This window comes from Sphingomonas sp. GM_Shp_1 (assembly GCF_026540895.1).
Classification (GTDB): Bacteria; Pseudomonadota; Alphaproteobacteria; order Sphingomonadales; family Sphingomonadaceae; genus Sphingomonas.
On record NZ_JALNUR010000025.1, the window covers coordinates 18,738 to 39,961 of the forward strand.

Sequence of the window (21,224 nt, forward strand, 5' to 3'; positions counted from 1 at the left end):
TTAGTATCGCAACGCTTGTTGACGCGTTGGTATTCCCGGCAAAAAGCGATTGCGGCCTATCCGTCGAAGCGCAGGATGACGGTGGCCAGCGGCGGCAGCGTGACCCAGGCCGCGCCGTCGGTCGCGTCCACGCCGCCCATATTGCCCAGCCCCGATCCCCAATATTGCGCCGCGTCCGAGTTCAGCACTTCGGTCCAGCGCCCGTCATGCGGCAGCGGCAGGCGATAGGGCGCGCGCGCTACGGGCGTCATGTTGACGACGACCGCGACCGGCCGCTCGCCGGGGGCCTTGCGCAGCCAGGCGAAGACCGAATGCGCGCTGTCGTCCGCCACCAGCCATTCGAACCCCTCGCGCTCGCAATCACGAGCGTGAAGCGCGGGCGTGTCGCGATAGAGATGGTTCAGGTCGCGGACCAGCGAGCGGACCCCCTCATGCGCATGGCTGCACCGCAGGTGCCAGTCGAGCGCGCGGCTTTCCGACCATTCCTCGCGCTGGGCGAATTCCTGGCCCATGAACAGCAGCTTCTTGCCCGGATAGCCCCACATGAAGGCGTAATAGGCGCGCAAATTGGCGAATTTCTGCCAGTCGTCGCCCGCCATCTTGGTCAGCAGGCTGCCCTTGCCATGGACCACCTCGTCATGGCTGAGCGGCAGGACGAAATTCTCGTCAAAGGCATAGTGGAGGCCGAACAGGATCTCGCCATGATGGTGCCGCCGATGCACCGGCTCGCGCGCCATATATTGGAGCGTGTCGTGCATGAAGCCCATGTTCCACTTGAACCCGAAGCCCAGGCCGCCGTCATGCGCGGGCGCGGAAACGCCGGGCCAAGCGGTGGATTCCTCGGCGACGGTGAAGACGCCGGGATGCTGGCCGTAAACCTGGCGGTTGACCTGGCGGAGGAACTCGACCGCCTCCCAATTCTCGCGCCCGCCCTGTTCGTTGGGCACCCACTCGCCGTCCTTGCGGCTATAGTCGCGGTAGAGCATCGAGGCGACCGCATCCACGCGAAGCCCGTCGATATGGTAACGCTCGGGCCAGAACAGCGCGTTGTTGACCAGGAAGCTCGCCACCTCGCGCCGCCCGAAATTATAGATGGCGGTGTTCCAGTCGGGGTGGAAACCCTGGCGCGGGTCGGCATGTTCGTAGAGCGCGGTGCCGTCGAAATGCGCCAGGCCATGCGCGTCGGTGGGGAAATGCGCGGGCACCCAGTCGAGGATCACGCCGATCCCGGCCAGATGCGCGCCATCGACGAAGCGCGAAAACCCCTCGATATCGCCGAACCGCGCGGACGGCGCATAGAGGCCGGTGGTCTGATAGCCCCAGCTCGGGTCGTAAGGATGTTCGGAGATGGGCAGGAATTCGATATGGGTAAAGCCCATTTCGACCACATAGGGGATCAGCCGCTCGGCCAGCGCGTCCCAGCTTAAGTACCAGCCATTCTCGTCGCGGTCCCATGACCCGGCATGCACTTCATAGATGCTGATCGGTACGCGGCGCGGATCGACGCCTGCCCAATGCTCGCGGTGGGGGGCATCCTTCCAGACATGGGCGGGCGGGGCGGTGGTGATCGAGGCGGTCTTGGGGCGAAGCTCGGCGGCGAAGGCGAAGGGGTCGGCCTTCAGCGGCTGTTCCGCGCCATGCGGGCCGGTGATGGCAAATTTGTAGGCGCGGCCCTCGCCGATATCGGGGATGAAGATTTCCCAGACCCCGACGTCCAGGCGGCGGCGCATGACGTGGCGGCCGGGATTCCAGTCGTTGAAATCCCCGACCAGCGCGACCCGCTCGGCATTGGGGGCCCAGACGGCGAAGTGCACACCCGCCACGCCCTGATGCTCGATCAGGTGCGCGCCCATCTTGTCGTACAGGCGAAAGTGATTGCCTTCGCCCATCAGGAAGTCGTCGACGGGGCCGAGTACGGGCCCGAAGCTATAGGGATCGGTGATCCACCACTCCGCGCCATGGCCCTTGGCGCAATATCGGACCGGCTGGGCGGGGCCCTCGACCGGGCCCTCGAACAGCCCGCGCGGATCGACCTGTTGCAGCGCGCCCAGTTCGGTGCCGCCCAGATCGAACGCCGTGACCGTCTCCGCCCCCGGCACCAAGGCCCGCAGGAACGTGCCGCCCGGCCCCTGATGCGGCCCCAGCAACGCGAATGGGTCGGCGTTGCGGCCTTCGATCAGGGCTTCCAGAGCGGCACGGGGTGGCTTCACATCACGTTCCAGATTTCCTCGGCATATTGCCGGATGGTGCGGTCGGAGGAGAACCATCCGACTTTCGCGACATTGTGGATGGCCGAGGTCGCCCAGCCCGCCTGGTCCTGCCAGCGGGTGTCGACCTGGCGCTGCGCGGCGGCATAGGCATCGAAATCGGCGGCGACCATGAACCAGTCGCCGTCGTACAGCCCGCCCATCAGGCCCGCATAACGGCCGGGATCGTCGGGCGAGAACACGCCCGAGGCGATGGCGGAGACCGCCTGGCGCAGCTCCGGGCTGCCCTCGATCACCGCGCGGGGGTCGTAGCCGTCGCGGCGCTTCTCAGCGACCTCGTCGGCGGTCAGGCCGAAGATGACGATATGCTCGTCGCCGACATGCTCCTTGATCTCGACATTGGCGCCGTCGAGCGTGCCGATGGTCAGCGCACCGTTAAGCGCGAACTTCATGTTGCCGGTGCCCGACGCCTCCATGCCCGCAGTCGAGATTTGTTCGGACAGGTCGGCGGCGGGGATGATCTTTTCGGCCAGGCTGACATTGTAATTCGGCACGAAACCGACCTTCAGCAGATGGCCGACGCTGGGGTCCGAATTGACGCGGCGGGCCACGTCATTGGCCAGTTTGATGACCAGCTTGGCATTGTGATAGCTCGACGCCGCCTTGCCCGCGAACAGCTTGACGCGCGGCGTCCAGTCGCGCTCGGGATGGCTGCGGATCTGGTCGTAGAGCGCCACCGTCTCGATGATATTGAGCAACTGGCGCTTATATTCGTGGATGCGTTTGATCTGGACGTCGAACAGGGCATCCGGGTCCACCCGCAATCCGCTCGATTCCCGAAGATAATTGGCCAGCCCCACCTTGTTGGAACGTTTGATCGCGAGAAAGCGTTCCCGGAAATTCGCGTCCTGCGCGAAATCCGTGAGCGCTATCAATTTCTCGGCATCGTCCAGAAAGGCGGGGCCGATCGCCTCGCGGATCAGGGCGGTCAGTTGCGGATTGCACTGCTGCAACCAGCGGCGCGGAGTGATGCCGTTGGTCTTGTTGTTGATCCGCGTCGGATAGAGGCGATGCAGGTCGGCAAAGACCGTCTTCTTCATCAGCTCGGTGTGCAGCGCCGCCACGCCGTTGACGCTGTGGCTGCCCGCAAAGGCCAGGTTCGCCATGCGCACCCGTCGCTCGCCGCCCTCGTCGATCAGGCTGATCGCGGCGATGGCACGGTCGTCCACCCCCTCCATGCCTCGCGCCTCGCGCAGCAGCTTGGCGTTGATCGCATAGATCAGCTGCATGTGACGCGGCAGCAGCCGCTCGAACAGGTGGAGCGGCCAGCTTTCCAGCGCCTCGGGGAGCAGCGTGTGGTTGGTGTAGTCGAAGGTGCGCCGGGTAATGTCCCACGCCTCGTCGAAGCCCAGGTCGTGGTGATCGACCAGCAGCCGCATCAGCTCGGCGACCGAGACGGCGGGGTGGGTGTCGTTTAGCTGGATCGCCGCCTTGTCGGGCAGGGTGCGGATATCCTTGAAATACTGGATATGACGCCGGACGATGTCCTGGATCGAGGCCGACGAGAAGAAATATTCCTGTCGCAGCCGCAATTCCTGTCCCGCGGGCGAACTGTCGGAGGGGTAGAGGACGCGGACCAGCGTTTCGGCCGCGAGCTGTCCCGCCAGCGCGCCGGTATAGTCGCCCGCATTGAACCGATCGAGCCGGATCTCGTCGATCGCCTGCGCGGTCCACAGGCGCAGCGTGTTGACCCGCTTGCCGCGCCAGCCAACCACGGGGGTATCGACCGCGATCGCCTCGACCGCCTCGGCGGGTTTCCAATGGACCGCACCGGTTTCGGTGCCGATCACCTCGCCGCCGAAGCCGACGAAATAGGCGCTCTCACGGCGCTCGAACTCCCAGGGGTTGCCGTGGCTCAGCCAGGTTTCGGGCAGCTCGACCTGCCAGCCATCGTCGATCCGCTGACGGAACATGCCGTTCACATAGCGGATGCCATAGCCGTAGGCGGGGAGGTCGAGGCTCGCCAGGCTCTCCATGAAGCAGGCCGCCAGCCGTCCCAAACCGCCATTGCCCAGCGCCGCGTCGGGCTCGATCTCCTCCAAGGCAGCCAGGTCAACGCCCAGGGTCTGAAGCGCACCCGCCACCTGCGCCATCACCCCCAGATTGGATAGGGCATCGCGCAACAGCCGCCCGATCAGGAATTCCAGGCTGAGATAATAGACCCGCTTGGCGCCCGCGGCATGGGCTTCGCGGGTGGAGGCCATCCAGCGCTCGATAATGTCGTTGCGGACGGTCAATATGGTCGCGGCCAGCCAGTCATGGGGCCGCGCATTGGCGGCATCCTTGCCGATCCGGTGCACCAGCGTGTCGACGATCGCGTCGGCCAGCGGCCCGGTGTCGTCGACATGCAGGGTGGTGATGGTGGTCGTCATTGATTCGGGCGTCCCTGTCGGTCCAGTCGCACCCAGCTTAACCGCGTAAGGGGTGAAGTCACGCGGCATTCCCTCGCATCTGCGAAAGAGATCAGCCCGTAGCCAAGCCCCAGAGCAGAGTCAGGTTGAGGGCGATGATTACGGCCGCGATGATCCAGGCCAGGATGCGCAGCCAGACCGGGCTGGCAAAGGGCCCCATCATCCCCTTGTTCGCGGTGAAGCGGACCAAGGGCACCACCGCGAAGGGGAGTTGCAGGCTGAGGATCACCTGGCTGAGCACCAGCAGCTTGGTCGCCCCCGCCTGTCCGCTCGCGCCGACGACCAAGACGGCGGGGACGATGGCGAGACCCCGCGTGATCAGCCGCCGCAGCCAGGGGGCGAGCCGCAGGTCGAGGAAACCCTCCATGACGATCTGCCCGGCTAGCGTTCCCGTCACCGTCGAATTCTGGCCCGAGGCGAGCAAGGCCACGCCGAACACCACGCTCGCCGCGCCCGCGCCCAGCATCGGGGCGAGCAGGCGATACGCCTGGTCGATCTCGGCGACATCGGTGCGCCCCGCGACATGGAAGGTCGCCGCCGCCACGATCAGGATCGCGGCGTTGATGAAGAAGGCGAAGAACAGCGCCACCGTGCTGTCGATCGTCGCCATCTTAATCGCATCGCGCTTGCCCTCGGTCGTGAGGCCGAAGGCGCGGGTCTGCACCACCGAGGAGTGGAGGTAGAGATTGTGCGGCATGACGGTCGCGCCGAGGATGCCGATGGCGATGTAGAGCATCGCCGGGTCGGTCACGATCCGCGTGGTGGGAATGAACCCCGCCAGCACCGATCCCGGATCGGGGCGCGAGGCGATCAGCTCATAAAGGAAGCAGCCACCGATGATCAGCAGCAGGGCGATGATGAACGCCTCGACCTTCCTGAACCCGTAACGCTGGAGCGCGAGGATCAGGAAGACGTCAAGCCCGGTGATCAGCACACCCCAGACCAAGGGCAGGTCGAACAGCAATTGCAGCGCGATGGCGGTGCCCAGCACCTCGGCGAGGTCGCAGGCGATGATCGCGATCTCGCAGAGCAGCCACAGGATGCGCGAGACCGGTTTCGAGTACGCCGCGCGGCACGCCTGCGCCAGGTCCAGCCCGGCGGCGATGCCCAATCGCGCCGACAGCGCCTGAAGGATCATCGCCATGATGTTGGAGAGGAGGATGACCGACAGCAGCGCATAGCCATAGGCCGAACCACCGGCGATGTCGGTCGCCCAATTGCCCGGGTCCATATAGCCGACCGCGACCAGATAGCCGGGTCCGGCAAAGGCAAACAACCGCCGCAGGAAGGACGCGCCCTCCGGTATGGCGATCGAACGATGGCTTTCGGCAAGCGAGCGGGTGGCGGGCGTGGCTACGGTCATCGACCTTCAGATGTGACGGAGTTTCCGAGAACCGACAACCCGGCAAAGCGTTGCGCGAGATCAAGCTGGGGTCGTCATCCCAGCGAAGGCTGGGATCTCTTTCGATCTGTGGTTTCCGTCGACAAAGGCCCCAGCCTGCGCTGGGGCGACGATTTAGCCCGTGCTCCCCACCACCACACAGGCCAGCGCCATCAGCAACCCGGCGAACCGGTTCGACCGGAACCGGTACAGCGCGCCTGCGCCGTCGTCGGGCTTCAACGTCATCACCTGCCAGGCCAGATGCACCGCCACCGGCACCAGCGCCGCGACCGCGAGCGGATCGGGCCGCACCAGCCAGATCGCCCCCGCCCAGCAGGCCAGCGCCGCGGCATAGAAGGCACCCACGCCCGGCTTCACATAGGCCCCCATCCGCAAAGCCGAGGAGCGCACCCCGATCAGCGCATCGTCCTCCCGATCCTGAAGCGCATAGATGGTGTCATATCCGATCACCCAGGCGATCGACCCGGCGTAAAGCAGCCAGAGCGGCGCGGAGAGTTCCCCCGCCACCTCGGCCCACCCGACCAGGGCCGCCCAACTGAACACCATGCCCAACCATGCCTGTGGCCACCAGGTGATCCGCTTCATGAAGGGATAGGCGGCGACCGGCGCCAGGCTGGCCACCGCGACGATCGCCGCGAGCGGGCGCAACTGCACCAGCACGACCAGCCCGATCAGGCAGAGCAGCCCCAGCCAGATCAAGGCCAGCTTCACCGAAACCAGGCCCGACGGAATCGGTCGTGCTCGCGTCCGCGCGACCTGGGCATCCAGATCGCGGTCGACGATATCGTTGAACACGCACCCCGCCCCGCGCATCGCGATGGAGCCGAGCAGGAACCACAGGATCAGCGGCCACCGCTGCGGCAGGCCGCCCGCCAGCGCGATCGCCCAGGCACCGGGCCAGAAAAGCAGCCACCAGCCGATCGGCCGGTCCACCCTGGCGAGCAGTGCCAGCCCGCGCAGCCGGGGCGGCAGCCGCCCGACCAGTCCCTTATGCTCGCTATCGGGTACGATTTCGGTGGTCATGGCATTCGCCTATGGAGGCGACCCGTGGCGCGCAAGCCCGTTCGCGGCTATCACCGGTCCGGTGACACCTTGTCCCGTCTTGCCACGATGATCGGCCTGTCGGTCGCGGTCGGTCGTTTCGTCGAAGCTTTGTTCTGGGCGATCCTGCGCGTGGCGGGGATGGTCGGCGGGGTGGTGCTGCTCGTGGCGTTGGGGCTGGGCGTCCTCTGGTGGCTGATCCGGCGGCGGCGTTAGGCGGCCAGCATCGCCAGTTGCGATCGAATCACGTCGAGATTGTGCTGGGCCAGATGGCTGCCGCGACCCGCGATGCTGCCCTCCAGTTGCGGGCGCTCGCCGATCGCCAGGCAGCGTTCCCAGGCCCCCTCGGCCAGCGGCAGCCAATGATCGAGCGCGCGGCCCGGCTCGGCCAGCGCCAGATCGAGCAACAGGTCGCCCAATATGAAGAAATAATCGGGCGACTCCGGCCAATTGGCGAATTCCCCGTCCGCCAGCGCCAGCGCGTCGTCCAGCCGTCCGGCCTTGGTCAGGAATTGGATGGCGTTGATGACCAGCTCATGCCGCCAGTTCGCGGTCGGCGCGGTGGCCGCCAGCGCGCGGGCGTAATAGTCGCAGCCGGCGGGGATATCGCCGCGCATCTGCGAATCCTTGCCCAGCTGGTAGAGGAGATAGGCGTCGTCGGGGCGCTCGGCGAGATCGTCGAGCAGCAAATGGTGGTTGCGGTCCTTCTTCCGCTCGATCTGCGCGGCGAGATAGCCGTCATGCCCGATATCGAGTGCGATCCGGTGGCGGGGCAGGGGGGAGGCGATCTGTTCGTGGACCCGCCCCTCATAGAAGACGCCGCGCGGGACCAGCCGCGTCACCCAGCTTCGCTGGACCGTGTCCGCGCCTTCCGCCTGGTTATGGATGCACGGGCACCCCAGCCGATCGGGTGCGGCGGCGCACCATTGGCGAATGACCGCGCCGCCGCCCGCGATCCATTCATCGGCATCGAGGATCAGGTTCCAATCGGCATCGGCCAGCGTCAGCGCATGGTTGCGGGCGATCGCGAAACTGTCGGGCCAGTCGAGATGATGGACCTCCGCGCCCAGCTTCCGCGCGATGGCGACGGTATCGTCGGTCGACCCGGTGTCGAGCACGACCATCCGATCGACCCAGGGCGCCACGCTGCTCAGGCAGCGGGCGATGCTGCGCGCCTCGTCGCGGACGATCAGCACGGCGGCGATATCGGTCGTGGTCCGTGCCATGGGCGCGACTTTCCCTATCGGCTATCGCCGGATGCGATGGCGCGGCGCCGTTAAAGCGCATCGGGGTAAGGAAAGTCTGAACGCGCCCTATTTGGCCAGCCGTCCATCCTCCAGCGCGGCCATGTCGAACGGGAAGAGCAGGTCGGGGTCGGGCAGTTTGACGTCCGTCGCGATCTCGGGCGGGGCGATGCGGTGCAGGATGTGGCGGATGATCGCGATCCGCGCGTCCTTCTTGTCGTCGGCACGGACGATATGCCACGGCGCGAAGGGGGTGTGGGTGCGGGTCAGCATCGTGTCGCGCGCCGCCGAATAGTCCGCCCATTTGGCCTGCGCGACCTTGTCCATGTCGGAGACCTTCAGCGCCTTCAGCGGATCGGTCCGCCGCGCCTCCAGCCGTTCCTCCTGCTCGGCCTTGCCGATATCGAGCCAGATCTTGACCAGCTTGATGCCGCTTTCCACCAGCATCCGCTCGAAATCGGGGGCGTCGCGCAGGAATGCTTCCTGCTCGGTCGCGGTGGAGAAGCCCATCACCACCTCCACGCCCGCGCGATTGTACCAGCTGCGGTTGAAGATCACGATCTCGCCCGCAGCGGGCAGATGGGTGACGTAGCGCTGGAAATACCATTGGGTGCGTTCGCGGTCGGACGGCTTGGGCAGGGCGACGACGCGGGTGGCGCGGACCGAGAGATGCTCGGTGATGCGCTTGATCGTCCCGTCCTTGCCCGCCCCGTCGCGCCCTTCCAGGACGATGACAACGCGCTCGTCGGAGTTCGCCATCGCCATCTGGGTGCGGACCAGCGCCAGTTGCAGCGCCTCCAGTTCCTCGTGATACTGTTTCGCCATCGTCACCTCCTGGTGAGGAGAAACGCCGGAAACCGCAAAAGTGGCAAGTGCGGCGCGACCCGTGTAAGCGAAGCCCCATGCCCGCTACCCCCGCCTGGCCGCCCCAATCCACGCCCCGCCTGTTCGTCGACGAGCTTCTGGCCGAGGGGCCGATCCGCATCGACGGTCCCGCCGCGCATTATCTGGTGTCGGTGATGCGCACCAAGGTCGGCGATCCGGTCAAGCTGTTCGACGACCGCACCGGCGAATGGCTGGGCGTCGCGGCCTCGGTCGGCAAGCGCGACCTGACCCTGGACGTGACCGAGCGGCTTCGCGAGCGCGAGGCGGTGCCCGACCTGTGGCTGTGCGCCGCGCCGCTCAAGAAGGGGCGGGTCGACTGGCTGGCGGAAAAGGCGTGCGAACTGGGCGTGGCAAAGCTGGTGCCCGTCGTCACGCGACGCACCGTGGTCGACAAGCCCAATACCGAGCGGCTGCGCGCCCACATGATCGAGGCGGCCGAGCAATGCGGCCGCACCGCCCTGCCGCACGTGGCCGAGCCGGTGAAGCTGCCCGCGCTGCTCCGCGACTGGCCGGAAGGCCGCGCGCTGTTCTTCGCCGACGAGACGGGTGGCGTCCCCGCGCTCGACGCCATGCGCGCGCATAAGGGTCCGGCGGCGATCCTGATCGGGCCAGAAGGCGGCTTCGATAGCGATGAGCGCGAGGCGATCCGGGCCCATCCCTCCGCCATCGGCATCGGCCTGGGCCCGCGCATCCTGCGCGCCGATACGGCGGCGGCGGCGGCGGTGTCGCTCTGGATGGCGGCGGCAGGCGACTGGCGTTGATTCACCCTATGGCGTGAGCGCGCGCGCGCGCGTAAGGCGCGGTTCATGAGCACCAAGACCGCGAGCACCGCCAAGGGCGCCATCATCGAGTCCCGCGACCAGTTGATCGCCAGTTTCGCGCGTGGGGAAAAGCCCCGCGACCGCTGGCGGATCGGCACCGAGCACGAGAAGTTCGTCTATGCGCTCGGCGACCATCACGCGCCATCCTATGACGAGCCGTCGGGCATCCGCGCCTTGTTGGGCGAATTGGAGCAATATGGCTGGGAACCGGTGCTGGAGGGCGGCAACGTCATCGCGTTGAACGGCGCGGACGGCTCGATCAGCCTGGAGCCCGCCGGGCAGTTCGAGCTGTCCGGCGCGCCGCTCGACAATCTGCACCAGACCTGTGCCGAGACCGGGCGTCACTTGGCTCAGGTCAAGGCGGCGGGCGACAAGCTGGGCGTCGGTTTCCTGGGCCTGGGCATGTGGCCGGACAAGACCCGTGCCGAACTGCCCATCATGCCCAAGGGCCGCTATGCGATCATGCTGCGCCACATGCCGCGCGTCGGCTCGCTGGGCCTCGACATGATGCTGCGGACCTCGACCATCCAGGTGAATCTGGATTACGCGTCCGAGGCCGACATGGTGAAGAAGTTCCGTGTGGGCCTGGCGCTGCAACCGCTGGCGACCGCGCTCTTCGCCAATTCGCCCTTCACCGAAGGCAAGCCCAACGGGATGCTGTCCTTCCGCAGCCATATCTGGTCGGACACCGACCCCGCGCGTACCGGCATGCTGCCCTTCGTGTTCGAGGATGGCTTCGGATATGAGCGCTATGCCGACTATGCGCTCGATGTGCCGATGTACTTCGTCTACCGCGAGGGCACGTATATCGACGCGGCGGGGCTATCCTTCCGCGACTTCCTGAAGGGCGAGCTGTCGGTCCTGCCGGGCGAATTGCCGACGATCGACGACTGGAACGACCATCTGTCGACTGCCTTTCCCGAAGTGCGGCTCAAGACCTTCCTGGAGATGCGCGGCGCCGATGGTGGCCCGTGGAACCGGATCTGCGCGCTGCCTGCTTTGTGGGTGGGGCTGCTCTATGACGACGGCGCGCTCGATGCGGCGTGGGACTTGGTGAAGGATTGGTCGCTGAACGAGCGCCAGGCGCTGCGCGACTCGGTGCCGGAGCTGGCGCTGGATGCGCCGTTGCCGGGTGGCGGGCGGTTGCGCGATATCGCGGGCGAGGTGCTCGACATTGCGCATGTCGGCCTGGCGGCGCGCGCGCGGCTGAACGGAGCAGGGGATAACGAGACCGGCTTCCTCGACCCGCTGCGCGAGATCGTCCGCTCGGGCAAGGTGCCCGCGCAGGTGCTGCTTGATCGTTATCATGGCGAGTGGGGTGGGGATATCTCGCGGGTTTACGGAGAAGCAAGCTTCTGAGGTTCCCACGTGGCCCTCGACTTCGCTCAGCCTGAACGGGCCGTAGGTTAAAACCTCCGTTCAGCCTGAGCGAAGTCGAATGCCAAGGGAATCCCTACCGCCCCATCACCCAGCGAAAGAAACGCGGCACCGCTCCGTACTGCGCCATCCAGTCCGAATAGTCCCGATACGCCGGATCGGCGGACAAATGCCGCTCCTCGGTCTTGGCCCGCCAGTAATAGACCCCGCTGACCACCCCCAGCAGCAACGTACTCCGCGCTGCATCCACCCAGGTCCCCGTCGACAGGATCGGAATGGTCGCGATCCACCAGAAGATGTTTTTCGACAGATAGGCCGGATGCCGCGACACAGCATAGGGCCCGTGGGTCAGGATGCCCCGGTGGGTCAGGTTGGAAAAGCGGATGCCGAACGCCACCGTCGACCATGCGTAGACGGCGGTCAGCGCCACCAACACCGCGCCGATCCCCGCCAGCACGACCGGATGCCCCGCGAACCAGTAACTCCACTCCGCCGTCCCCGGCCGATAGTTGAGCGGCCCGTTATCCCCCATCAGGATCGTCGGCGGGTAACAGATCAGCGCCGCCGACCAGGCTGCCGCATAGGGGTTGGCCGAGCGGATATGCGCATCCAGCGGCCGCATGGTCAGCATATAACCGACCGTCGCAAAGGCCACGTCGATCAGGAACATCAGCGTGATCAGCCAGTTGGCCAGCGCCACCGGATCATGCAGCACTACGGACAGGTCGCCGCGCACGAACATCCCGAACCCCCCCGGCACGACGCCCAGCATGAAGGGCAGAAAGAACGCCTTCACCGCCCAGGCGCGCAGATGGGCATGGATCGCCTCCGCCTCCACCCCCGGCTGCCCGGTCAGCCACGCCCCCAGCATCCACGCCCCGTCCTTGGGCTCCACCAGCCGTCGATCGAGCCACAGCACATAAGGAATGGACAGCAGGAAGAGCAAAGGCGCGGCCCAGGCCAGGCAGTTCATCGCGAACAGGAAAATGCCCTGCCAATAGAAGCGCCCCGTCGCGAAGATCAGCGCGATCCCGCCGAAGGTCGCCCATAGCCCGGCCAGCTTGGTCAGGCTGATGTCCAGCGTCTCGCGATACGGACGCGGATGGGTCCAGTCGATGCCGGTCGAGGGACGGCGATGCACCCGGTCGACCAGGACCGACCAGAGCAGCATCGGCACCCCGGCGCACAGCAGATGGAACAGCGCTGCATAGGGCCCGTCCAGATGCCGCCACCGCGCAAAGGCGATCCACGCGACCGATCCGACCAGCCCCGCCAAGCCGACGCCATGACTGACGGCGGAGGCGGGGCGCGGCGGGCGGGCTGACGGGGAGGAAGGATCGGCCATGGAATGCGAGGGCTTAGCCTATTTCGGTAATCAAGGCGTTAGGGCCGATCACAATCCTCCCCGGCACGGGGAGGGGGACCGCCGCGAAGCGGTGGTGGAGGGGGATCACCGCAAGGGGCGTCCCATGTCGAAATGCCCCTCCGCCAGGCCTTCGGCCTGCCACCTCCCCGTGCCGGGGAGGATGAAGCGCTACTCTGCCTCCGCCGCCAAAATCCCCCGAATCTCGTCCTCGCTGATCCCGAACGCGCCCGCTAGGCCGCCCAGTGACGCGCCGCGCTTGGCCAGCTCGCGAATCCGCCCCTCGTCGATCAGCGTCGCATAGCCGCGCGTGTCGCGCTGTTCGCGCACCACGTCCTTGCGGCCCGAGGTACGGTGGCGCTTGGCGGCGGCGGCATGCGGGTCTTTCGCGGCGGCGGCCATCTCGGCCTCGCGGCGGGCGGTGCGTTCCGCCTCGCGCGCGGCGATGTCGCGCTCGCGATTCGCTGCGCGGGCCTCCAGCCGACTGGCCATCAGCGATTCGCGCTCGCCGGCGCGCGCCTCACGCGCCTTCGCCCGGGCGGCGGCGCGTTCTTCCAGGCTGTCGTTGGTACGGATGCGCAAACCGCCTTTGGCGGGCGTCACGCCCCAGCTGTCATCGACCAATTCCGGCTCCCTCCCGATACGAGGCGGTCGTCTATAGCCGCGCGGTCGAGCATCGCCAGAGGGATTGATCGGGCGACCGAGGCAACCGGTGGACAATCCGCTGGTTATTGATCCAGACTAGAAAAATGGGAGGATGCGATGAACCCGATGCTCGACCCCGACCTGATCGAATATATGGACGACCAGACCCTGCTCGCGGCCTTCACCCTGGCCACGGGCGCGGGCGATCGCGAGGATATCGCGGCGATCAGCGCCGAAATGGCCCGCCGTCATCTGGCTCCGCCCGGGCCGCTTGCCGGTCTGACGGGCCGGGGCGGGATCGGGTCGGCATCCCTAGCCGTCTGATCGCTTCTGCCGTCGCTTATCGGCGGATATATCGGAAATACCACACCTCATGCCCCTGGCGTCGAGCCTTGCGCTCGTAACGCGTTTCGGGCCAGTCGGCGGGGCGGGTCAGGAAGTCGCTTGGCGTGCGCGCCTGCCAGACGAAGTCTTTCCGCGCGTTCATGATCATCATCGACCAGTGGCAATAGGTCGGGTCGTCGGTGCCGAGGCGAAACTCCCCGCCCGACTTCAGCTTGCGCGCGATGGTGTCGAGGGGACCGTGGTTCATCATCCGCCGCTTGGCATGGCGCGCCTTGGGCCAGGGGTCGGGATGGAGCAGATAGACCCGCTCCAGGCTGGCATCGGGCAGACGCTCGATCACCTCCAGTGCGTCGCCCATGTGCAGGCGGACATTGGTCAGCTCGCGGTCGCGGATATGGCCGAGCGCGCCGACCACCCCGTTCAGGAAGGGCTCGCAGCCGATGAAGCCGGTGCCGGGCGCGGCTTCCGCCTGTCCCGCCAGATGCTCGCCCGCGCCGAAGCCGATCTCGACCTGGAGCGGCCGGTCGTCGCCGAACAGCCGCACGGCGTCCAGCGGTCCATCCTCGGGCACGCTGACAGCGGGCAACATCTCTTCGACCAGCGCGGCCTGGCCCTGGCGCAGCTTGTGGCCCTGTCGCCGACCATAAAGGCGGCGGATCGTCGTCGGATCGTTCATCGCCGGGCCCTTAGCGCGGGGAGGGAGGGGAGCCAAGACCGGCGTCGCTCGTTGCCCCGACACGATGGATCAGGACAAACCGGAACCCGAGGGCAAGGCGCAAAAGGCCGCCGACGCCAAGGATCTTCACCGCGCGGTACGCGAAGCGGGGGAGAGCGAACTCGACCGGCCTGCGGGTGCGCTGTTTTGGTCGGGTCTGGCGGCGGGAGTCGCGATCCATAGCTCGCTCATCGCGGAAGGGGCGTTGCACGCCGGACTGCCCGATGCGCCGTGGCGCGGACTGGTCGCGTCCTTCGGCTATCCGGTCGGCTTTCTGGTCGTGATCCTGGGGCGGATGCAGTTGTTCACCGAAAGCACCATCACCGCGATGCTGCCGCTGGTGACCAGGCCGTCGGGCTGGGCCCTGCGGCGGACGTTGCGGCTTTGGGGGATCGTGCTGCTCGCCAATCTGATCGGCACCGCGCTGGCGGCGGGGATGGTCGCGGGCGGGGCGTTGGGCAATGCCGAGATACGCGAGGCGATGGTCTCGGTCTCGGCGCGCATTCTGGAACTGGGCGGGTGGGAGACGTTCGTGAACGCGATCCCCGCCGGGTTCCTGATCGCGGTGGTGGCCTGGATCCTGCCCAATGGCCGCACCCAGGCCTTCTGGATCATCCTGGCGATCACCTATGTCATCGCCATCGCCGGGTTCAGCCATTCGATCGTCGGCGCGGACGAGACCTTCCTCCTGCTGTTCACCGGACAGGTCACGGTGGAGCGGGCGGTGTTCGGGCTGCTGCTGCCTGCGATCCTCGGCAATCTGCTCGGCGGGGCGGGGCTGTTCACGCTGCTTGCCCATGGGCAGGTGCAGGGCGAGACACGGGATTAGAAAACGAAAAAGGGGAGCCGAAGCCCCCCTTTTCCTGTCGGTCCGTCCGGGATCGGATCAGGCGACGGCGGCCTTGATCGGGTCGACCAGGTCGGTCTTTTCCCAGGTGAACAGCGCGCCTTCCGCCTCGCGGCCGAAGTGACCATAGGCAGCGGTCTTGGAATAGATCGGCGCGTTCAGCTTCAGATGTTCGCGAATGCCCTTCGGGGTCAGGCGGACCAGCTTGGGCAGCGCGGCCTCCAGCTTGGCTTCCTCGACGGTGCCGGTGCCGTGCAGGTCGACATAGACCGACAGCGGCTCGGCGACGCCGATCGCATAGGACAACTGGATGGTGCAGCGCTTGGCCAGGCCCGCCGCGACGACGTTCTTGGCGAGGTAGCGCGCGACGTAAGCGGCCGAGCGGTCGACCTTGGTCGGGTCCTTGCCGCTGAACGCGCCGCCGCCATGCGGGGCAGCGCCGCCATAGGTGTCGACGATGATCTTGCGGCCGGTCAGGCCGGCGTCACCGTCCGGGCCGCCGATTTCAAACAGGCCGGTCGGGTTGACGTAGATCTGCTTGTCGTCCGGCAGCCAGCCCTCGGGCAGGATGTCGGTCAGCACCGACTTCACATAGTCGCGAAGCTTGGCCTGGCCGGCTTCGTTCGACAGCTCGGCCGAGTGTTGGGTCGACACGACGATGGCGGTCGCGCGGACCGGCACGCCGTTCTCATATTGCAACGTCACCTGGCTCTTGGCGTCGGGCTCCAGGAAGGGGGCCGCGCCGGAGTGGCGGTCGGCTGCCATCTTTTCCAGGATCTTGTGGCTGTAATAGAGAGTGGCGGGCATCAGGCCGGGGGTCTCGTCGGTCGCGTAGCCGAACATGATACCCTGGTCGCCGGCGCCTTCGTCCTTGTTGCCGCTCTCGTCCACGCCCATCGCGATGTGCGCCGACTGGGCGTGCAGGTTGTTCGAGAAATCGAAATTCTGCCAGTGGAAGCCCGACTGCTCATAGCCGATCCGCTTGACGGTATCGCGCACGGTCCGCTCGATCTCCTCCAGCGCGCCTTCGGCCCACTGGTCGTTCTCGAACACGCCCTTGCAGCGGATTTCCCCCGCCAGCACGACCTTGTTGGTGGTGGTCAGGGTCTCGCACGCGATGCGCGCTTCCGAGTCCTTGGACAGGAACAGGTCGACGATCGCGTCGCTGATCTGGTCGGCGACCTTGTCGGGGTGACCTTCGGAAACCGATTCCGAGGTAAAGATGTACGAGTTCCGCATTCCCGTCCTCATAAGGATATAAAGATAGCTTTATATGTCCTCTAGCGACCACGGCGGCGGATGGCAACGCCGATCGCGGCCAGCGCGATGGCGAGCGCCAGCGCCATGATGTTGCCGACCCGGGAGAAGAGCGTCGGCGACAGTGCGACGGGCAGGGGGGCTTCGGCGGCCCCGGCGGTCAAATGCGGGACGGTGGCGACCAGCCGGCCATCGGCGGCGATGATCGCGGAAATGCCGTTGGGCGTCGCGCGCAGGATCGGCAGCCCTTCCTCGATCGCGCGCATCCGGGCCTGCGCCAGATGCTGCGGCGGGCCCCAGCGCCCGAACCACGCGTCGTTGGACGGGTTGAACAGCAGGCGCGGACGATGCGCCCGATCGACCACCTGGCCCGAGAAGATGATTTCATAGCAAAGCTGCACCCCGACCGGTCCGAAGCCGGCTATGCGCAGGTTGCGCGGGCCGGGCCCCGCGCTGAAATCCATGTCGCCGGGAACCAGGCGCGCCAGGCCCAGCGGCTTGAGCAGCCACGGCATGGGCAGATATTCGCCATAAGGCACGAGATGCGCCTTGTCGTAGCGGTCGATGATCCGCGCTTGCGACGAGATGGCGAACACGCTGTTGGCGGCGCTGGTCACCCGGCGGCGATCCGGCGAGAAGTTCAGCGCGGTGCCGCCGACCAGCGCGGTATCGCGCGGACCCAGCACGCTGGCGATCCGGCGACGATCCCAGAAGGGTGGGGCATAGTTGAACCCGAAATAGGCCCAGTCGGGATAGCCGTCCTCGATCATGTCGCGCACCACGCCCTCGGGCCACAGAACCAGACGGGGGCGGGGACCGGGACGGCCCGACAGCGCGATCAGCCGTTCGAGCAGGATCGGCCCGTCGCTCTCGCCCCGCTGATCCTGCGCGACATTGGGCTGGACGACCCGCACCAGCGGCGCATCGGCGGCCGGATCGGGCGCACGGGTGAGGGGAGCGGACAGCGCGGCGAGGCCGGTCGCCGGGACCATCACCGCCGCCAGATGCCAGCGCCGCCGCAGCGCCAGCCAGATCGCGCCCGCCAGAACGACGGTCAGCCCCGACAGCGCATAGGTGCCGATGAAGGCGCTCGTCCGCGCCACGCCGATCACCGGCAGCCAGACGACCGACAGCGGGTCCCAGGCATAACCGGTGAACAGCCGCGCGCGTAAATATTCGGTGGCGATCCAGGCCGCCCCGAAGATCAGGACATAAGCCGCATCCGGCCGTCGCCCGCGCAAACGCCACGCCACGCCCGCCGCTGCCATCGGAAAGATGGCGAGATACAGCGCCAGCCCGACCGCCGCGAAATAGCCCAGCACCGGCGGCATCTTGTCCTGAAAGTCGAAGGCGTGCTGAAACCAGTTGTTGTTGACGGTGAAATGCCCGACCCCGAACGCCCATCCCCGCCACAGCGCGCCGCGGATGCTCGGCGCATCCTGCACGAGCGCGAGCAGGACGATCAGCCCCGCGATCGACAGCGGCCACAGGTCGAGCGGCGCGAAACCGCAGGCGGCGACGGCCCCGGCGATCAGGGCGATAAGAGCGGGATAGCGGGTCACGGCCGCAGGATATGGCGTGTGGCTGTGACAGGAGCAATGCGGGATGTGGGGCTATGCCCCTCCGCCACCCGGCTTTGCCGGGCGGTCCCCCCTCCCCAAGTTGTGCTTGGGGAGGGGGGACTATGCGCAGCATGGTGGAGAGGCATTCCCGCAAGAGGTGGAAAAACCCGCCCCCAAACCCTAGCTTCTCCTCATGACCCTACGCCCCTTCCATCTCGCCTTCCCGGTCCACGACTTGGCCGCCGCCCGCCAATTCTACGGCGAGGTGCTGGGCTGCCGCGAAGGTCGATCCAGCGACCATTGGATCGACTTCGACCTGTTCGGTCACCAGATCGTCGCGCATCTCGACCCCGCCGCGAAGCCCGTCGCGGTCGAGAATGCGGTCGACGGCCATCAGGTGCCCGTCCCCCATTTCGGCGTGGTCCTCACCATGCCCGACTGGGAAAAGCTGGCCGCGCGGGTGGAGGCGGCGGGCATCGCCTTCGGCATCGCGCCCTATGTCCGCTTCAAGGGGCAGCCCGGCGAGCAGGCGACGATGTTCTTCCGCGACCCCAGCGGCAATGCCCTGGAGTTCAAGGCCTTCGCCGATGATTCGATGCTGTTCGCCACGGAGATGACTGCATGAGCGCCCCCATTTCACTCGATATCCCGCACCAGCTCGGCAAGGCGGGGGTGCGCGAACGGCTGGACGGCGGCATCGGCAAGATCGGCAGGATGATCCCGGGCGGCGCCACGGTCGAGCATCGCTGGGACGGTGATACGGTGCACTTCACCGTCGGCGCCATGGGCCAGTCGATCGGTGCGCAGGCGACCGTCTATGACGACAAGGTTCATGCGGTGGTGAACCTGCCCGCCTTCCTGTCGCTGTTCTCCAGCCAGTTGGAGGCGGTGATCCGGTCGGAGGCGCCGAAGCTGTTGAAGTAAGGGCGTGTCCTACGCCTGCTAAGGGGAAATGGGGGGTATATGGCGATTCATACCTGGTGGCTCTTCGTCGGGGCGGTCTTTCTGGTGTCCGGGACGCCCGGCCCCAACATGCTGCATATCATGACCCGCTCGGTCGATATGGGGTTACGGCGCAGCATCGCCGCCATGGCGGGGTGCCTGAGCGCGGTGGTGATCGTCCTTGCCGCTTCGGCTGCGGGCCTCACCACCCTGTTGCTGGCATTGCCGGGGGCGTTCGAGGTCATCCGCTATGCGGGTGTCGCCTATCTGCTGTTCCTGGGCGTCAAGGCCTGGCGGGCGAACGTCGCTCCCGTCGATGTCGGTGACGCGCCGATCGTGCCGAGCCTGTCGCGGCTGGCGGTCTTTCGCGGGGGTTTCCTGATCGGGATCAGCAATCCCAAGCTGATCCTGTTCGCGGTCGCCTTCCTGCCGCAGTTCATCAATCCCGCCAGGGCGCAGGTGCCGCAGTTCGCGATCCTGGTCGCGACCTTCGCGGTGATCGAGGCATTCTGGTACGCGGTCTATGCGCTCGGCGGGCGTTCGCTGTCGCGCTATCTGAGCAGGCCGATGGTCAAGCGGGCGTTCAACCGGGTGACTGGCGTAATCTTCATGGGCTTCGGCCTGGCGCTCCTGAAGGTGAAGCCCGCCTGAGCGGGTCAGGGGGCGAGCCCGATCCTCGCCCCCGAAGCCTGCCGCCACATCACCGGGCGGCGCTGACCTTCCACACCACATTGCCCACATCGTCCGCGACGAGCAGCCCGCCCGTCTTGTCGACGATCACGCCCACGGGCCGCCCCTGCGCCTCGCCCTTGGCGTTGAGGAAGCCGCCGACCACCTCGACCGGCTTGGCATTGGCGACGGGGAAGTTGTTCGCGCCGAACGGCACGAACACCACCTTATAGCCAGAGGCGGGCTTGCGGTTCCAAGAGCCATGCTCGCCGATAAAGGCCCCCTTGGCGAACCGGTCACCCAGCCTGGCCCCCTTCGAGAAGGTCAGGCCCAGCGCCGCGACATGCGGCCCCAGCGCATAGTCGGGACGCTTCACATATTGCTGGAGCGCGGGGTTGGCGGGCTCCACTCGGTCATCGGGATAGCCGCCCCAATAATACCAGGGCCAGCCGAAATGATCGCCGAATTCGACCTGGGTCAGATAGTCGGGCGCCAGGTCGGAGCCCAGCATGTCGCGCTCGTTGACCACGGTCCACAGCCGGCCATTGCCCGGATTGATCGCCATGCCGTTCGGATTGCGCAGCCCCGCCGCGTAGATGCGCCAATTCTTGTCCTTGGGCCAGACCTGAAGGATGGCGGCGCGGTATTTCTCGGCGTCCATGCCGTTCTCGGCGATGTTGCTCGACGATCCGACCGAGACGAACAGCGTCTGCCCGTCGCCCGACGCGATCACGTTGCGCGCCCAGTGATTGCCCGCCGGATTGAGCGGCACGACCTTTTCGGGCTTCGCGCTGATCTTCGTCTCACCCTCGCGATAGGGCACGCGGACCAGCGCATCGGTGTCGGCGATGTAGAGTTGGCCGTCGAACAGCGCCATGCCGAAGGGCGAGTTAAGTCCGGTCATGAACGGCGTCTTCATTTCCGCCACGCCGTCGCCATCGGTATCGCGGAGCAAGGTGATGCGGTTGGCCGACGGCACCGCCGCACCCGCGCGTCCGAGGAAGAAGTTCATCACCCGTTGCACCAGCCCGGAGCTGGGGCGGGGCGGCGAGTTCGTCTCGGCGACCAGCACGTCGCCATTGGGCAGTTCGTACAACCAGCGCGGATGGTCGAGCCCGGTGGCGAAGGACCGGATGGTCAGGCCCTGCGCCACGCTCGGCTTCGCGCCGTTCGTCCAGCCCACGGGCTTGGCGATGTTGACGGTGGGAATCACCTGCTCGCGCGGGGCCTGGATCGTCGGCTGGCGTCCGGCCACCTGATCGACGCTCAGCCGCGCCCGATCGGGCCAGGCGAGCCAGGCGAAAATGGCGACGCCGACCAGAACGAAAATGGCCAGCAGGATCAGGACATGTTTGCGCATGGCGCGAAACTAGGCGGATGCCGGCGTGGGGGGAAGGGGGGCCTGCGCGAATCTCACACTGGCACCGAAAC

The 21,224-nt window shown here is 66.8% G+C and carries 20 protein-coding genes; 8 read left to right on the forward strand and 12 right to left on the reverse strand.

The window, feature by feature from the left end; translation table 11 throughout:
• Positions 1–56: 56 nt before the first annotated feature.
• The 4 genes from glgB to ubiA all read right to left on the reverse strand — a co-directional run bounded on the left by glgB (position 57) and on the right by ubiA (position 7,103).
• The gene (gene glgB, locus OXQ33_RS12790) at positions 57–2,210 is read right to left on the reverse strand and encodes a 1,4-alpha-glucan branching protein GlgB (protein WP_267435081.1); all 2,154 of its coding nucleotides are present in this window, start codon (positions 2,208–2,210) and stop codon (positions 57–59) included.
• On the reverse strand, positions 2,207–4,639 hold the full coding sequence (locus OXQ33_RS12795; protein WP_267435082.1) for a glycogen/starch/alpha-glucan phosphorylase: 2,433 nt from the start codon (positions 4,637–4,639) through the stop codon (positions 2,207–2,209). The genes glgB and OXQ33_RS12795 overlap by 4 nt, the downstream gene beginning before the upstream one ends.
• Positions 4,640–4,730: 91 nt before the next feature.
• Positions 4,731–6,041 (reverse strand): Nramp family divalent metal transporter, encoded by a 1,311-nt coding sequence (locus OXQ33_RS12800; protein ID WP_267435083.1) that lies wholly within the window; start codon positions 6,039–6,041, stop codon positions 4,731–4,733.
• Positions 6,042–6,194: 153 nt separating this feature from the next.
• Positions 6,195–7,103, reverse strand: a complete 909-nt coding sequence (gene ubiA / locus OXQ33_RS12805; RefSeq protein ID WP_267435084.1) for a 4-hydroxybenzoate octaprenyltransferase — start codon at positions 7,101–7,103, stop codon at positions 6,195–6,197.
• 24 nt (positions 7,104–7,127) lie between these two features.
• Between ubiA and OXQ33_RS12810 the strand changes: the two genes are divergently transcribed.
• Positions 7,128–7,337: a hypothetical protein gene (locus tag OXQ33_RS12810; protein ID WP_267435085.1), complete on the forward strand. Its 210-nt coding sequence runs from the start codon at positions 7,128–7,130 to the stop codon at positions 7,335–7,337.
• Here the strand turns inward: OXQ33_RS12810 and OXQ33_RS12815 are convergent.
• Both OXQ33_RS12815 and ppk2 read right to left on the reverse strand, forming a co-directional pair.
• Entirely contained in the window at positions 7,334–8,347 is a 1,014-nt protein-coding gene (locus OXQ33_RS12815; protein ID WP_267435086.1) for a glycosyltransferase family 2 protein, read from the reverse strand. The two genes, OXQ33_RS12810 and OXQ33_RS12815, sit on opposite strands and share 4 nt — an antisense overlap.
• Positions 8,348–8,434: 87 nt before the next feature.
• Positions 8,435–9,190, reverse strand: coding sequence for a polyphosphate kinase 2 (gene ppk2, locus OXQ33_RS12820; RefSeq protein WP_267435087.1), 756 nt, complete (start codon positions 9,188–9,190; stop codon positions 8,435–8,437).
• Positions 9,191–9,267: 77 nt separating this feature from the next.
• Between ppk2 and OXQ33_RS12825 the strand changes: the two genes are divergently transcribed.
• Both OXQ33_RS12825 and OXQ33_RS12830 read left to right on the forward strand, forming a co-directional pair.
• Positions 9,268–10,011 (forward strand): 16S rRNA (uracil(1498)-N(3))-methyltransferase, encoded by a 744-nt coding sequence (locus OXQ33_RS12825; protein WP_267435088.1) that lies wholly within the window; start codon positions 9,268–9,270, stop codon positions 10,009–10,011.
• A gap of 45 nt (positions 10,012–10,056) precedes the next feature.
• Positions 10,057–11,430 (forward strand): glutamate--cysteine ligase, encoded by a 1,374-nt coding sequence (locus OXQ33_RS12830; RefSeq protein ID WP_267435089.1) that lies wholly within the window; start codon positions 10,057–10,059, stop codon positions 11,428–11,430.
• Positions 11,431–11,524: 94 nt separating this feature from the next.
• Here OXQ33_RS12830 and OXQ33_RS12835 read toward each other — a convergent pair whose 3' ends face one another.
• Both OXQ33_RS12835 and OXQ33_RS12840 read right to left on the reverse strand, forming a co-directional pair.
• A complete protein-coding gene (locus OXQ33_RS12835; RefSeq protein ID WP_267435090.1) occupies positions 11,525–12,793 on the reverse strand; it encodes an isoprenylcysteine carboxylmethyltransferase family protein in 1,269 nt (422 codons plus the stop codon).
• A gap of 189 nt (positions 12,794–12,982) precedes the next feature.
• Positions 12,983–13,435 (reverse strand): hypothetical protein, encoded by a 453-nt coding sequence (locus OXQ33_RS12840; RefSeq protein ID WP_267435091.1) that lies wholly within the window; start codon positions 13,433–13,435, stop codon positions 12,983–12,985.
• A gap of 138 nt (positions 13,436–13,573) precedes the next feature.
• Between OXQ33_RS12840 and OXQ33_RS12845 the strand changes: the two genes are divergently transcribed.
• Positions 13,574–13,780, forward strand: coding sequence for a hypothetical protein (locus OXQ33_RS12845; protein ID WP_267435092.1), 207 nt, complete (start codon positions 13,574–13,576; stop codon positions 13,778–13,780).
• A gap of 16 nt (positions 13,781–13,796) precedes the next feature.
• Here OXQ33_RS12845 and trmB read toward each other — a convergent pair whose 3' ends face one another.
• Positions 13,797–14,477, reverse strand: coding sequence for a tRNA (guanosine(46)-N7)-methyltransferase TrmB (gene trmB, locus OXQ33_RS12850; RefSeq protein ID WP_267435093.1), 681 nt, complete (start codon positions 14,475–14,477; stop codon positions 13,797–13,799).
• 64 nt (positions 14,478–14,541) lie between these two features.
• On the opposite strand from trmB, the gene OXQ33_RS12855 reads away from it, so the two are divergent.
• Positions 14,542–15,345, forward strand: a complete 804-nt coding sequence (locus OXQ33_RS12855) for a formate/nitrite transporter family protein (protein WP_267435094.1) — start codon at positions 14,542–14,544, stop codon at positions 15,343–15,345.
• A gap of 57 nt (positions 15,346–15,402) precedes the next feature.
• On the opposite strand, the gene metK is transcribed toward OXQ33_RS12855, so the two are convergent.
• Positions 15,403–16,602, reverse strand: a complete 1,200-nt coding sequence (metK, locus tag OXQ33_RS12860; RefSeq protein ID WP_267435095.1) for a methionine adenosyltransferase — start codon at positions 16,600–16,602, stop codon at positions 15,403–15,405.
• A 41-nt stretch (positions 16,603–16,643) separates the two neighbouring features.
• Positions 16,644–18,182 carry an apolipoprotein N-acyltransferase gene (gene lnt, locus OXQ33_RS12865; RefSeq protein WP_267435096.1) on the reverse strand — a complete coding sequence of 513 codons (1,539 nt, stop codon included), beginning with the start codon at positions 18,180–18,182 and terminating at the stop codon, positions 16,644–16,646.
• A gap of 193 nt (positions 18,183–18,375) precedes the next feature.
• On the opposite strand from lnt, the gene OXQ33_RS12870 reads away from it, so the two are divergent.
• From OXQ33_RS12870 to OXQ33_RS12880, 3 genes are read left to right on the forward strand one after another with little or no spacing between them, the layout of a single operon-like run.
• A complete protein-coding gene (locus tag OXQ33_RS12870; RefSeq protein ID WP_267435097.1) occupies positions 18,376–18,807 on the forward strand; it encodes a VOC family protein in 432 nt (143 codons plus the stop codon).
• Positions 18,804–19,106, forward strand: a complete 303-nt coding sequence (locus OXQ33_RS12875) for a polyhydroxyalkanoic acid system family protein (RefSeq protein WP_267435098.1) — start codon at positions 18,804–18,806, stop codon at positions 19,104–19,106. Before OXQ33_RS12870 ends, OXQ33_RS12875 begins: the two co-directional genes overlap by 4 nt.
• Before the next feature lie 39 nt (positions 19,107–19,145).
• Positions 19,146–19,775 (forward strand): LysE family translocator, encoded by a 630-nt coding sequence (locus OXQ33_RS12880; RefSeq protein WP_267435099.1) that lies wholly within the window; start codon positions 19,146–19,148, stop codon positions 19,773–19,775.
• Between the two features lie 49 nt (positions 19,776–19,824).
• Here OXQ33_RS12880 and OXQ33_RS12885 read toward each other — a convergent pair whose 3' ends face one another.
• Positions 19,825–21,153: a sorbosone dehydrogenase family protein gene (locus tag OXQ33_RS12885; protein ID WP_267435100.1), complete on the reverse strand. Its 1,329-nt coding sequence runs from the start codon at positions 21,151–21,153 to the stop codon at positions 19,825–19,827.
• Positions 21,154–21,224 lie beyond the last annotated feature (71 nt).

Excerpts from the sequence above, each read along its gene's own strand:
- OXQ33_RS12795 (WP_267435082.1), bottom strand. The coding sequence starts at position 4,639 with ATGACGACCACCATCACCACCCTGCATGTCGACGACACCGGGCCGCTG.
- OXQ33_RS12800 (WP_267435083.1), bottom strand. The coding sequence starts at position 6,041 with ATGACCGTAGCCACGCCCGCCACCCGCTCGCTTGCCGAAAGCCATCGT.
- ubiA (WP_267435084.1), bottom strand. The coding sequence starts at position 7,103 with ATGACCACCGAAATCGTACCCGATAGCGAGCATAAGGGACTGGTCGGG.
- OXQ33_RS12815 (WP_267435086.1), bottom strand. The coding sequence starts at position 8,347 with ATGGCACGGACCACGACCGATATCGCCGCCGTGCTGATCGTCCGCGAC.
- ppk2 (WP_267435087.1), bottom strand. The coding sequence starts at position 9,190 with ATGGCGAAACAGTATCACGAGGAACTGGAGGCGCTGCAACTGGCGCTG.
- OXQ33_RS12825 (WP_267435088.1), top strand. The coding sequence starts at position 9,268 with ATGCCCGCTACCCCCGCCTGGCCGCCCCAATCCACGCCCCGCCTGTTC.
- OXQ33_RS12830 (WP_267435089.1), top strand. The coding sequence starts at position 10,057 with ATGAGCACCAAGACCGCGAGCACCGCCAAGGGCGCCATCATCGAGTCC.
- OXQ33_RS12835 (WP_267435090.1), bottom strand. The coding sequence starts at position 12,793 with ATGGCCGATCCTTCCTCCCCGTCAGCCCGCCCGCCGCGCCCCGCCTCC.
- OXQ33_RS12845 (WP_267435092.1), top strand. The coding sequence starts at position 13,574 with ATGAACCCGATGCTCGACCCCGACCTGATCGAATATATGGACGACCAG.
- trmB (WP_267435093.1), bottom strand. The coding sequence starts at position 14,477 with ATGAACGATCCGACGACGATCCGCCGCCTTTATGGTCGGCGACAGGGC.
- OXQ33_RS12855 (WP_267435094.1), top strand. The coding sequence starts at position 14,542 with ATGGATCAGGACAAACCGGAACCCGAGGGCAAGGCGCAAAAGGCCGCC.
- metK (WP_267435095.1), bottom strand. The coding sequence starts at position 16,602 with ATGCGGAACTCGTACATCTTTACCTCGGAATCGGTTTCCGAAGGTCAC.
- OXQ33_RS12870 (WP_267435097.1), top strand. The coding sequence starts at position 18,376 with ATGACCCTACGCCCCTTCCATCTCGCCTTCCCGGTCCACGACTTGGCC.
- OXQ33_RS12875 (WP_267435098.1), top strand. The coding sequence starts at position 18,804 with ATGAGCGCCCCCATTTCACTCGATATCCCGCACCAGCTCGGCAAGGCG.
- OXQ33_RS12880 (WP_267435099.1), top strand. The coding sequence starts at position 19,146 with ATGGCGATTCATACCTGGTGGCTCTTCGTCGGGGCGGTCTTTCTGGTG.
- OXQ33_RS12885 (WP_267435100.1), bottom strand. The coding sequence starts at position 21,153 with ATGCGCAAACATGTCCTGATCCTGCTGGCCATTTTCGTTCTGGTCGGC.